Origin of the sequence: Lederbergia citri (assembly GCF_018343625.1) — a bacterium.
In the GTDB taxonomy this organism is placed as follows: domain Bacteria; phylum Bacillota; class Bacilli; order Bacillales; family Bacillaceae_C; genus Lederbergia; species Lederbergia citri.
In genome coordinates this window covers 411,054-424,202 of sequence record NZ_JAGYPG010000001.1, presented here as the reverse complement: position 1 = coordinate 424,202, position 13,149 = coordinate 411,054, and the positions used below count along the sequence as shown (strand labels likewise).

Here is a 13,149-nt window from a genome sequence, read left to right as displayed (position 1 = left end):
TGCCCTACTCGAAAAAGTTTTCAAAAAACCTTTTTACTTTTGTGGAAATTTTTTCATCCGGATGTTTTTCTTTTCTTTGATTTTGAGATGATGCCTTCACATAGCGTTTTTCATTCTGTTCTTCAGAATACTGATAAGGAACAGCATTTACATTTCTGCCTTGTAATCTAGCATTCTTATATGAATGTTTTATAAGTCCAATAGCTGTTGTATATTGAGGTTCTCGAACCCCAATATAATCGGGAACGGCGACGCGGACTCTATTTTGAAAAATCATTTGCGCCAATTCCATTACTCCAGGCATGGTGGAAACACCACCTGTTAATACAAACCCTCCCGGTAAATCGGATACTCCCATTCTCCTTAATTCCTTTTGGATGAGTTCAAATATTTCTTCCATTCTAGCTTCAATAATATCAGATAATTCAACTTGATTAAACTGTTGATGTTGGTCACTACCAATAATAGGAACACTAAAAACCTCATCTTCAGAAGCATGGTCATAAAAAGCATGTCCATATTTAATTTTAATTTTTTCAGCATCTTCAGTTGCAGTTCTGAGCCCTATCGACAAATCTTTGGTAATATGTTCGCCACCTACAGGGATTACAACGGTATCTAAAATATTTCCCTGATCAAATACGGTCAAAGTTGTGGAACCACCGCCCATATCTATTAGAGCAGTACCAAGATTTTGTTCATCTTTTGATAAGGCGCAAGTAGCTGATGCCAAAGGCTGTAGAACAATGTCGAGAATCTCTAAACCTGCACGCTCAACACAGCGGAGCGTATTATGTAAGACCGTTTTCGATCCAGTGATGAGGATTCCTTCCATTTCAAGACGTACACCAATCATCCCTCTTGGATCAGTGATTTCTTCGAGCCCATCGACAATAAATTGGAGTGGAATAATATTGATAATCTCTCTATCTGGAGGAATAGATATAACTTCTGCTGCATCAATTACCCTTGCAACATCTTCATCGCTAATTTCTCTATTCTCACTGGAAACGGCCACCACTCCGTGGCACGGTTGCAACCCTACATGATTTCCTGCAATACCAACGATACATTGTCTAATTTGCATTCCAATCATTCTTTCAGCCTGCTCAACTGCTTTCTTAATAGAATGAACAGTTTCGTCTATATCAACAATAGATCCTTTTCTAATACCGTGTGCTTTGGCAGTCCCAACTCCAATGATATTAAGAGAATTATTGGACATTTCACCAATAATAACTTTTACAGTGGACGTACCGATATCTAAGCTGACGTATACTTCGTTGTTGTTCATTCATTGGCACCCCCTTTTACCACTCTCTTACTTATAAAATTGCTTTTTATTTTCATTCATATCATCCTTGAATTTACTTATTAAGAATTATTCGTCATCTATTTATATTTTCCTGTTTAATAATAATATTTATTTAGAATTTTCTCTAGTATTTGCCCATTTATTTATCAAAATTCTTCGGATGACAGCTATATTTTGAAATAATCTAACCCCAAATGCAAAAACGGCTGCTAAATACAAGTCTACACCAAGATGGACACCTAGAAAAGCTAAACTTGCAGCAAGTGCAATATTAAAGAAAAATCCTGTTACAAAAACTCGATTATCGTATACATTTTGCAAATATGCTCTAATTCCGCCGAATAATGTATCTAAAGCGGCTAAAACGGCTATGGATAAATAATTTGCATATTCTGCTGGTACCTTCACATCCGTCATTAGGCCTAATAAAACTCCCACTAATAATCCAACGATGGGCAGCCACATATTAGCCATCCCCTTTTTCTTTGACTGGTGTCATTCCATGTATTTTAATTGGATCTACATGGGCAGGAACTTTAATAGATTTGTTTGGTGCGGAAATTTCAACCTTAACATTATCAATAAAAAAATCATCTATGATTGATGAAACTTGCAAACTATTATACATTTTTTCAGCTACTTCCATATTTTCTGTAATGATATGAATACTAAAGGGAAGTGATTTTAGAGAATGGGTGCCTACCTTTGTTTCACCATTAATATCCCGTATCACTGTCGTATTAATGAGTCTTTCTCCATCTATTGAAATATCCTTAGCACCATACATATTCAACTCATTGATAAGTCGCTTTAAATTCATAGGTGAGACGGAAGTCACCCTTTTACCCAAAAGTAACGCTTTATCAATGGAATCAACAGTCAATACAATTCCGGGTCCCCCTACTTTTGTCAGACCTGCTTCTTCCTTTAATTGTTCTAACGTTTGTTTTAATGCTTCCTCTTTGCTTCCCTCAATTTCAGAAGCGTAATCGTTTATTCTTTTATCTTCAATACGAATCTCTTCCAGTAACTTTGATTGCAGCTTCATCTCATTAGATAAGGTTTCTCGAAGCTCCCATATATCCCTCGTATCTCTTGTGGTCGGTTCATGTACAGTTTGAAATTGCACAGCAATCATAAAGCCAATAATGACGGTTATGATTGTTATGTAAACTTTTCCATTATTTATATTCATGAAGATTCTCCTAGTACTGGCTCAAGGATGATTTGCTTCTTCTTTTCTATTGAAAGAATAATGTTATCATTAACAATTTGGTCTCGAACACCACCAGGGATATTAAGTGCAGATACGAGAGTATTCGCATCTCCAATAGCTGTTATTGTAAAAGGTGCTGGATAAGGATTCCCATCAACAGTAATGACAGGACCATTACATACAATATAAGAATTATGATTCAGTCGTTGACCGTTTATCGATATTGCAGTTGCACCTGCTATATATAACTCGTCCACCACTTTGAAAATATGGTGCTCGTGGACAATATAATTGTTGGCATCTTCACTTTGATTATATTCCCCGTCTTCCAAACTGACTTCGATACCTGGGCCTTGCACCTTCATTTTCCCAAGAAACATTCGATATTTTTCAGCATCTTCAGCCCAGCCTGAAAACATCTCTTGTTCCTTAGAAAGTGCTTTTTCGAACTCTCGTACTGATTCTTGTTTCTCATACAAATTTTTTTGAAGTTCTCTATTTTTATCCTGCACCTGAATGATTTGTTCTCTTAAGCTATTTTCCATAATATATTGTTTATTATTTATTTTAAGGGAGTTGGCATCCTCTTTATTTGACTGACTATAAGAAAAGGCAATAATGAAGCCAAACACTAAGAAGACTAAAGAAAAAACAACATATTTACCTTTCTTCTTCCCCTTCATCCGTTTCCTCCTCTTTAAGATCGTACGCTTTAAAATACGAACCAACCTCTAAATTAATGACACCCTTTACGTTAGGATCTAATTGACTGACAATAGAAGGATAATGAACCATTTTTGCAGCGAGAGTTGGTATTGTTGCACTAATTTCAAAGCCATCGTTCATAAATAAATATATATGATACTTGTCCGTTTCTTTCGGATCATAATGTATTTCAGATACTGCATTTAATATTTCAGAAGGAAACTTCTTTAATTGTGCTGCCAAATCTTCTAAAATATCCCCTTTTTTAAAATTAATTAATAGAGGGCCGTTAGGTAGAATCGTATTTTTTTCAAGAATCGTCCCATTTTCTAATACTGGACAAAAATTTTCCTGTGATACAAGGAGTGCGATTGGAGAATATTCCTTAATATTGATCACAATATTATTAGGAAATTTCAGAAGAACTTCTGCACTTTTAATTTCTGGTAAGGATAATAAATTATTCACCGCTCGTTTCTTATTTATTTTCCAAATATTGTCTCCTTTTTTCAATGCAGAAATATCAGTTGCTTCTTTCTTTGTAACTATTCCAATTCCATTCACATCAATTCTATTAATTTGACTTAGTGGAGATTGAATATATACTACAAACGCAATTAGGATAAAGAATAAGGTCAGTAGAAAAATAAGACGTCTATTTGCCTTACGCCTTCGATGTTCTTTAATTTTAGGAATCCTGTCTTCTAGGGATAGGACCTTCCCTTTTTCCATAAACACTACCCCTTTTTTGACTACTTCTCATTGAACATTTTCTCTATTTTTTTTGTTCATTTTCTACTAACTCTAACAATAATTTAAATAATTTATCCGCAGCATCTGGGATTCCAAGTTTTTTTGAGGCTTCTCCCATAGCGATTCTTCTATTATTGTCTAATAAAATTGAATCAAGTGCTTCAACAAGTTTAGTACTTGATAATTCACTTTCTTCAAGCATAATAGCAGCTCCATTATTAACAAGAGCAGATGCATTTTTCACTTGATGATTATCAGTTACGTAAGGACTCGGTACGAGAATAGAAGGAATGCCAAGTGCTGTTATTTCTGCTAGTGATGTCGCACCAGCACGACCTACGACTACATCGATGGAAGCAAGTACCTCTTCCATATTGTGTATAAAAGGAACAATTGCTACATTTTCGTTTGTCCCTAATAAACTTGCTTCTTTCGAAACTTCCTCAAAATGTACTTCTCCAGTAACATAAATAATCTGATATGGTTTACCTGACAGTTGGGAAAGTGACTTAATAACTGCATCGTTGATAGGTCTTGCTCCCCTACTTCCTCCTACAATTAAGGCTGTATTTACATCCTCTTTTAATCCAAAAGATTGCAGGATTCCGTTCGATTTAGTATCCCGTACTTCTTGTGCACGTGGATTTCCTGTCAATTTTACTTTATCGGCCGGAAAAAATGGCCGTACCTCTTCAAAACATATAGCTACTCTATTTACATATCGGCTTAAAAATCTATTGGTCAAGCCTGGGACGCTATTTTGTTCATGGATAACAGTAGGAATTTTTCTTTTTGCTGCCGCATATACAACTGGGCCACATACATAGCCACCCGTTCCAATAACAACATCAGGTTTAAAGTTTTTTAATATTTTTTTACTATCGTGTACACCTTTTAAGAAACGAAATATAGTTTTTATATTTTCAAATGACAAGGCTCGTTTAAACCCCGTAATATTTATTGCTTTAAAAGCAATATCTTCACGTCCGATAATATTGGCCTCAAGTCCTTTTTCTGTTCCAATATATAAAAATTCAACGTTTATATCTTGCTTTTTTATCGTATTAATCAAGGCGAGCGCAGGATAAATATGCCCTCCTGTACCACCGCCGCTTACAACGATCTTCATTTTGCCACCTCTATCAGCACTAATCTTTATGTATTTTAACTTAATTATTATCTTACTATATTTTTCACTAGAAAAAGTATTCTTAACGTAATTGTAATAAAAAAAGCGCAAGAGCCTTTATCATAGACGTACAGGCCCACAGGTAGTGGATCCGTTGACCTCTACAAAGGACTTGGCGTTTAGTAGCCATTCATCATTTGATTTAGTGACTTGGGATATGGAAAGAGTGCGAGGTTGGAAAAGTGGGAAGAGCTCGTTAATGGGAAAAAGCAATTGTAATCCAAAAATGGTAAGTTGCTCTTTATCTTACAGAGATTACTAAATTTCGAACCCCGACCCCTAACTTCAGAAGCTTGATAAGTGGAGTTTATCATATTTACGAAAAGAAAAGCCATACATTTGTTAGTAGCTGGTTGTTTAGCTAAAAAGAACCTACTTCTTAAATATTCTAAAGCAAAAAAAAAGAACCTAACTAGGTTCAATAAAAATTATAGTTTAGAATAACGGCTTATGTTAAGCAGAATTCCAACTGCCATTAACATTAAGGTTAGTGAAGATCCACCATAGCTTAGAAATGGCAAAGTTATTCCAGTTACTGGCATTAGTCCTGTAACTACTCCAATATTAATCATCACTTGTATAGCAATCATCGATATAATCCCAACTGCTAAAAAGCTGCCAAACAAATCTGGTGCGCCTAGTGCTATTCTGATCCCTCTCCATAAAAGTAAGGCAAATAAAAACAGAACAAGACTTCCTCCGATAAATCCAAGTTCCTCCGCCAAAATGGCAAAAATAAAATCTGTTTGAGGTTCTGGCAAATAGAAGAATTTTTGTCTGCTTTCTCCGAGACCAAGACCAAATAATCCACCTGGTCCAATTGCGTATAAAGACTGGATAATTTGAAATCCTGTATTCTGAGGATCTTGCCACGGATCAAGGAATGATGTGATTCTTGCAATTCTGTATGGTGCAGACACAACGAGTCCAACAAACCCTGCAAGTCCCAAAATACCGAGAATAACAAAATGGGAAATTCTTGCACCCGCAATAAATATCATAATAACGCATGTCCCGACCATTACTGTTCCAGTCCCTAAATCAGGCTGAAGCATAATCATGCCGAAAGCTAAAAAAACTAAACCTAATGTAGGAAATAAACCTTTTTTAACCGTCGTGATATAACGTTGTTGTTCAGAAAGAAACTTAGCTAAAAAAGCAATGATTGCTAATTTGATAAATTCAGAAGGCTGAATAGAAAAAGCTCCGACCCCTATCCAACTCCTAGACCCATTCCGTTCAACTCCTATACCTGGGATAAGTACCGCGACCAACAAAACAAAACAAACGATCAATAATGGCTTGGCCCATTTTTTGATAATCCAATAGTCTAAATTCATCACTATGAACATTGCCACAAAACCAAGGCTTGCAAAAAGAAGTTGTCGTTTAGCGAAGAAAAAAGAATCGGCAAATTTATAATTAGCCCATATGGCGCTTGCACTATAAACCATAATAAGACCGATCGCCAATAGTAATAGAGTCGCAAAAATCAATATAAAGTCAGGAGCTGTTTTTTTTACGGGCAACTTGAACACCTCTGCATACTCAATTTTTGAGAGTTATTTGGGCATTTCTACTAGTTTTGTCCAAGTTGCAAGGATTTCCAAATTAACTGCTCTTTTTAAGTTTATGCACTGCCTCGATGAAAATATCACCGCGAACTTCAAATGTTCTATATTGATCCCAGCTTGCACACGCAGGGGAAAGTAAAATAACATCTCCTGCATTAGATATTTCATACGCGGCAGGTACTGCATCCTCTACATTGTTGACATGAAGGATTGTTTGTATTCCTGCCTCAGTTCCGGCTTTTTCAATTTTTTTAGCTGTTTCTCCGAATAAAACGAGAGCCTTTACTCCTTTCAATGAAGGAATTAAGTCATCAAACGAATTTCCGCGGTCAAGTCCACCTGCAAGGAGAATGATCGGCTCATCAAAAGCATTTAAGGCACTTGATGCAGCAAGGATATTCGTCGCTTTCGAATCATTATAAAATTTTCTTCCGTTGATTTCTTCAACGAATTGGGTCCTATGTTTTACACCTGTAAAAGAAGTGAGAACTTTTCGAATGGCCTCATTATCGACTCCCATTAATTTGACCGCTGCTGCGGCTGATAAAATATTTTCTAAATTATGGGCACCGGGCAAAACAATTTCATCCAAGCTAATAATATCCTCTCCCATAAATGTGAGCATACCGTTTCTAATCGAAGCTCCGTCTTGAATGAATTCCTTTGTTGAAAAAGGAATAATTTTTGCTTTCGTAAAGCTAATTAAATCCATTAATTCTTTTTGATCGGCATTAACGATAACATAATCACTTTCGAGTTGATTCTTCGTAATATTCATTTTCGCATTCGCATATTCTTCCCAACTATCATGATAATCGAGATGCGCCTCATATAAATTTGTCACAATAGCAATATGTGGCCTAAATGTTCTTATACCCATTAATTGGAATGAAGATAATTCAACGACCATTGTGTTTTCTGAAGTTGCTTTTTGTGCAACTTCAGAAGCTACGGTACCAATATTTCCAGCAATTAAAGGATTGCGACTAGCTTTATCTAACATTTCATAAATTAATGTCGTTGTAGTTGTTTTACCATTCGTTCCTGTAATTCCTATAATATCTGCTTCTGAGATTTGATAAGCCAGTTCAACTTCTGTAATGATAGGAATCCCAAGTTCTACTGCTCCTTGAACGAGTGGATTAGAATAAGGGATACCTGGGTTTTTAACAATCAATTCAAATCCTTCATCAAGAAGTTCGACAGGATGACTCCCGCAAACTACTTTTATCCCTTGCTCTAAAAGACCTTGAGCATCAGGATTCTCCTCAAATGGTTTATAATCATTAACGGTCACAAAGGCACCTAATTGATGAAGAAGTGATGCAGCGACAACTCCACTTTTCGCAAGACCGAGGACGAGTATTTTTTTATAATGGTAATCATTTACATTTAACATGCTACATCCACACCTCAATATATATTCCTAAAATTGAACAAAGTAGACCTACTGTCCAAAAAGTTACAACTACTCGCCATTCTGACCAGCCAGAAAGCTCATAATGGTGATGCAATGGACTCATTTTAAAAATACGTTTACCCGTAGTTTTAAACGAAGCTACTTGTAAAATAACTGATAACGTTTCAATAACAAATACTCCGCCAATAATAATAAGGATTAATTCCATTTTTAATAATATAGCAATCGCAGCTATAGCTCCTCCAAGAGCGAGGGAGCCAGTATCACCCATAAACACTTTTGCAGGATGAGCATTAAAAACAAGAAAACCTAAAACTGCTCCTACTACTGAGACAGCAAATACAGAAATATCATATTGAGACCCACTCCAAGCTAAAATAGCAAAAGCACCAAAAGCAATGGCAGCCGTACCTGAAAGTAATCCATCAAGTCCATCCGTTAAATTAACTGCATTTGAAAATCCAACTAACCAAAAAATAATAAATAATGGGTAAATCCAACCTAATTCCAATTGAAAATCAGTAAAAGGGATGGAAATGGCCGTAGAGAAATCATTGATTTTTAGAACAATATAAAAAACAACTGCTATTACAATTTGTCCTAGTAGTTTTTGCTTTGATGTCAATCCAAGATTGCGCTTAAGGGCAATTTTAATAAAATCATCTAGAAAACCTAGTAAACCATACCCAATTAAAACGAATAAAAGTAAATAAATTTCAAAACTTGGCTCTGAGTATTTCCACATCATCACGAGCGTAGTAATAATGACGGATAAAACTATAAGTATGCCGCCCATTGTCGGTGTCCCACTCTTTTTTTGATGAGATTGAGGACCCTCGATACGAATGCTTTGACCAAACTTTAGCCTTCTAAGAAATGGTATAAAGAGAGGGGAAAGTAAAACAGTAATCAAAAATGCCATTAATAGTGCAAATAAAATAACTTTTTCCATCATTGCCCCTCATTCCTCATTTCCGTACTATCTTTATAACCATTTAATAAGCAATAAATCTCATAATACATACTGTCTTTTTGTAATTCTTGACTAGAAAATATCATTTTTGTTGCGTCTCCACGTTTTTTCAAAGTAATTTTTTCTGTATATTTGTGGACAAGCTTTACCATTGCTTCTATTGAATCGTCCACAAATATAACTGGAAAATCATTAGGTGTATAAGCAGGTATTGGTATGTTTTTTGGCCATATTACCGAAATAGCCCCATTTCCAATCGCTTTTAAAAGATCACAATCTCTTTGTGAACCAATAAACAACCCTTTTGGTTGGTTAAAAGAGCTGTCAAAAGTTAAACAACTGTATACCAATGTATTTACTTTAACTCCTCTAGTATCGGGATAAAGCGTCACTACATCACTATACGTGAGCATCAATTACCGCTCCTTTATTGCTTTTACTGCGACAAGCCTGTCGTCAAAATCAAATACTTGGTCACCAATAATTTGATATGTTTCATGCCCTTTTCCCGCGATTAATACTATATCACCATTTCTTGCCGCTTGAACAGCTGAGGTAATGGCTTCTGTACGGTCGGGAATGATTTGATAGTTTCCAAATGCTCCTTTTTCCATATCAGCTAAGATTGATAAAGGATTTTCACTTCTTGGATTATCTGATGTAAAAATTGCATTCGTAGAATACTTACAAGCAATTTCAGCCATTAGTGGTCGCTTAGAAGGATCTCTGTCTCCCCCACAACCTACGATGGCGAATATCCGTTTTTTAGCAAATTGTTGTATGGTTTTGAGGACATTTTCTAAACTGTCTGGCGTATGGGCATAATCAACAATAACGGAAAAATCTTGCCCCCCGTTCACTGATTCAAATCTTCCAGGTACCCCTGTTGCCTTTTCTATAGCCTGAACGATAAGGTCAAGAGGGATATTCGACACATATGCTGCTGCAATAGAAGCAAGAGCATTATATATATTAAACCTTCCCATCAATTTAAGTGTAATGTCTATATTCCCTTCAGGAGTATGCAACGTAAAGCTTGTGCCGCCATTTTCAAGATTAATATTACTCGCCATAAAATCCGACGGAGAATCAATTCCATAAGTTACAACATGAGCAGAAGTTTCAACGATAAATTTTTTAGTTGCCTTATCGTCTGCATTTAATACGGCAAACTTCTTATTTTTATGATAAGAGTTTCCCAGCTTTGAAAATAAAAGACTTTTAGCGAGTCTATACTCCTCCATTGTATGATGATAGTCTAGATGATCTTGTGTTAAGTTTGTAAAAACCGCAACATCATAATCACAACCATTAACTCTCCCTTGCACTAAAGCATGAGAGGAAACTTCCATAATAGCAGTATCTACCTTTTCATTTACCATTTCATGAAAAACCGACTGAAGAACTAGACTATCTGGAGTAGTGTTTTTAGTCTCTATTGTCCGATCACCGATTTTCATATAAATAGTCCCAATTAATCCAGTTACCTTTTTATATTCTCTAAATATGGCTTCAATTAAATGACTTGTCGTAGTCTTTCCGTTTGTGCCAGTAATACCAATTAAGTGTAAATTTTGAGTAGGATGCCCATAAAATGCATCAGCAAGTATTGCCATCGCCCTTGTCGTATCTTTTACAACAATGACCGGAACTCCCAGATCCAACTTTCTCTCTGCCAGTATAGCTACTGCACCATGATCAACTGCTTCTTTCGCAAAATTGTGACCATCAAAAACATGTCCGGTAATACAAATAAATAAGCTCCCAGGCTCTACCTTTCTATGGTTATTGACAATATTGGTGACTTCCGGATTATGTTCTGGCATCTTTATAAAAGGAATCGATTGTAAAAGTGTATGTAGGTTCATTCTTGTTCAGTCCTTTCAACGTATCAAATTTAGAGAAGACACGTTTACTACAATAAAAGCATTCTTTTCTATTCTACAAAATTATTGTAACTGAAGCTATCATCGTTTTAAACTTTTTATCAATTTTTCATACAATAGGCGGCGATGATAGACTCATGCCGCCTTCCAGAAGCTATTTCATGTATATTCGGACTACAGATCCTTCTGCAACTTTAACACCAGGTTCTGGAACTTGTTGGACTACTTCCGCCCCTTCGCCACTGACATTTAGCTTTAAGTTATACATTTGCTGCTGAATTTCTTTAATCGTCATCCCTTTTAAATCAGGAACACTTATCATTACGGGATCGTTCCATTTTTTCTCTTTTTCAATTTGGTTTTTTCGCGGCTTAACTCCCATCGCCCTTAAAGAATCTTCCATGATTTTTCCAACGATCGGCGCTGCAACTGTTCCTCCAAATTGAATGGTTCCTTTTGGATTATCAACAGCTGTGTACACAACGATTTGAGGATCATCTGCAGGTGCAAAGCCAATAAATGATACGATATGATTATTTTCCAAATATCTTCCATCCTTTGCCTTTTGCGCAGTCCCTGTTTTCCCCCCTACCCGATACGAATCAATAAAGGCATTTCCACCAGTACCTTGGGCTACGACACTTTCGAGAGCATGGCGTATTTCTTTGGAAGTTGATTCAGATATCACTCTCCTTTTTGCGACAGGAGTCTTTCTCATGACTACTTCTCCTGTAATCGGATCAATCAATTCTTTTGCAATATAGGGCTGATACAATATCCCCCCATTTACTGCTGCTGCTACAGCTGAAACTTGTTGGATAGGGGTAACGGAAACCCCTTGCCCAAATGCCGTTGTTGCTTGTTCAACCGGGCCAACTTGAGCCATTTTAAATAGGATTCCAGTACCTTCACCTGCTAGATCGATTCCTGTTTTCTGACCGAATCCAAAATTTCGGATGTATTGAAATAACTTCTCTTTACCAAGCCTATTTCCAAGCTCAACAAAACCAGGGTTGCAGGAATTTTCTACGACCTCAAGAAATGATTGGCTCCCATGCCCTCCTCTTTTCCAGCATTTTAATGTGGCTCCACCAACTTTTGCAAATCCGGGATCATGAAAATGATCATGCTCAAGATCCACTTTTCCCTCTTCTAAAGCTGCTGCAAGCGTAATGATTTTAAAAGTAGAACCAGGTTCATATGTGCTCCATATCGGTAAATTACGATTATATACTTCTTGAGGAACTTCCCTGAAATCTGCTGGGTTAAAAGATGGTCTACTAGACATGGCTAATATTTCACCAGTTTTTGGATCCATCGCGATTGTAACAATCCCGTCTGGATTATATAACGCTTCGGCATTATCTAATTCTCGTTCGATAATAGATTGAATTTTTGTGTCTATTGTCAACTTCAAGTCATATCCATCAACAGGAGGATCATATTCATCAGACATATCAGGCATCCTTCTTCCTTTTGCATCTGAGAAAAATTGTACTGAACCTTTCTTCCCGCTTAATTCTTTATCATAGTATAGTTCTAGTCCCATCAAGCCTTGATTATCTATTCCAGTAAATCCAAGGACATGTGAAAGATAACTGCCGAAAGGATAATATCGTTTTGAATCTTCCGCAATATAAACACCTTTAATATTTAATTCACGTATTTCCATTGCTTTTTCAAAAGAGATTTTTCTTCCTTCCCGTATTCTTTCGATCGATGAATTTTTTACCATTTGTTTATATAATTTTTCCTTGGACATGTTCAGAGCGGCTGCAAGTTTTTCCGCAGCTTTAGCAGGATCTTCAATTTGCCTTGGAATGACAAAAACGGTCGGTGCACTTTGATTAGTTGCTATTGGTACTCCACTACGATCCACGATTTTACCGCGTTCAGGCTCAAAAGGAATATTTCGGCTCCAGGAATCTCTTGCTCTCTCTGTTAACACACTACTCATTCCAAATTGAACATAGCCTAATCGTACATCAATGATAAAAAAGACGAATAAACCTGCTGCTAGAATGAACGATAGTCTTTTTCTTACGGTAACAGTCGAAACTCGTTTCAAAAAAAGGACCCCCTCATTTTCCGGCTCGTTTAAACTTATGCCTTGTCCCT

12 protein-coding genes are annotated in these 13,149 nt (G+C 36.4%); all 12 read right to left on the bottom strand.

Features of this window, described 5'->3' with window-relative positions:
- Window positions 1-4: 4 nt before the first annotated feature.
- Complete coding sequence (gene ftsA, locus KHA97_RS02295) at window positions 5-1,294, bottom strand: cell division protein FtsA (RefSeq protein ID WP_213123135.1); 1,290 nt, start codon at window positions 1,292-1,294, stop codon at window positions 5-7.
- Window positions 1,295-1,423: 129 nt separating this feature from the next.
- A complete protein-coding gene (locus KHA97_RS02290) occupies window positions 1,424-1,780 on the bottom strand; it encodes a small basic family protein (protein ID WP_213123134.1) in 357 nt (118 codons plus the stop codon).
- Between the two features lies 1 nt (window position 1,781).
- Window positions 1,782-2,510, bottom strand: coding sequence for a DUF881 domain-containing protein (locus KHA97_RS02285; protein WP_213123133.1), 729 nt, complete (start codon window positions 2,508-2,510; stop codon window positions 1,782-1,784).
- Entirely contained in the window at window positions 2,507-3,214 is a 708-nt protein-coding gene (locus KHA97_RS02280) for a DUF881 domain-containing protein (RefSeq protein WP_213123132.1), read from the bottom strand. The genes KHA97_RS02285 and KHA97_RS02280 overlap by 4 nt, the downstream gene beginning before the upstream one ends.
- Window positions 3,192-3,968 (bottom strand): cell division protein FtsQ/DivIB, encoded by a 777-nt coding sequence (locus KHA97_RS02275; protein WP_213123131.1) that lies wholly within the window; start codon window positions 3,966-3,968, stop codon window positions 3,192-3,194. The genes KHA97_RS02280 and KHA97_RS02275 overlap by 23 nt, the downstream gene beginning before the upstream one ends.
- Window positions 3,969-4,011: 43 nt before the next feature.
- The gene (murG, locus tag KHA97_RS02270; RefSeq protein WP_213123130.1) at window positions 4,012-5,118 is read right to left on the bottom strand and encodes an undecaprenyldiphospho-muramoylpentapeptide beta-N-acetylglucosaminyltransferase; all 1,107 of its coding nucleotides are present in this window, start codon (window positions 5,116-5,118) and stop codon (window positions 4,012-4,014) included.
- 488 nt (window positions 5,119-5,606) lie between these two features.
- Complete coding sequence (gene spoVE, locus KHA97_RS02265) at window positions 5,607-6,707, bottom strand: stage V sporulation protein E (RefSeq protein ID WP_213123129.1); 1,101 nt, start codon at window positions 6,705-6,707, stop codon at window positions 5,607-5,609.
- 82 nt (window positions 6,708-6,789) lie between these two features.
- Complete coding sequence (murD, locus tag KHA97_RS02260; RefSeq protein WP_213123128.1) at window positions 6,790-8,151, bottom strand: UDP-N-acetylmuramoyl-L-alanine--D-glutamate ligase; 1,362 nt, start codon at window positions 8,149-8,151, stop codon at window positions 6,790-6,792.
- Between the two features lies 1 nt (window position 8,152).
- Window positions 8,153-9,127 (bottom strand): phospho-N-acetylmuramoyl-pentapeptide-transferase, encoded by a 975-nt coding sequence (gene mraY, locus KHA97_RS02255; protein ID WP_213123127.1) that lies wholly within the window; start codon window positions 9,125-9,127, stop codon window positions 8,153-8,155.
- Window positions 9,124-9,558, bottom strand: a complete 435-nt coding sequence (locus tag KHA97_RS02250; protein ID WP_213123126.1) for a hypothetical protein — start codon at window positions 9,556-9,558, stop codon at window positions 9,124-9,126. Before KHA97_RS02250 ends, mraY begins: the two co-directional genes overlap by 4 nt.
- A gap of 3 nt (window positions 9,559-9,561) precedes the next feature.
- Window positions 9,562-11,013, bottom strand: a complete 1,452-nt coding sequence (locus KHA97_RS02245; RefSeq protein WP_213123125.1) for a UDP-N-acetylmuramoyl-L-alanyl-D-glutamate--2,6-diaminopimelate ligase — start codon at window positions 11,011-11,013, stop codon at window positions 9,562-9,564.
- A gap of 172 nt (window positions 11,014-11,185) precedes the next feature.
- Window positions 11,186-13,099 (bottom strand): stage V sporulation protein D, encoded by a 1,914-nt coding sequence (locus KHA97_RS02240; RefSeq protein WP_213123124.1) that lies wholly within the window; start codon window positions 13,097-13,099, stop codon window positions 11,186-11,188.
- Between the last annotated feature and the right edge of the window lie 50 nt (window positions 13,100-13,149).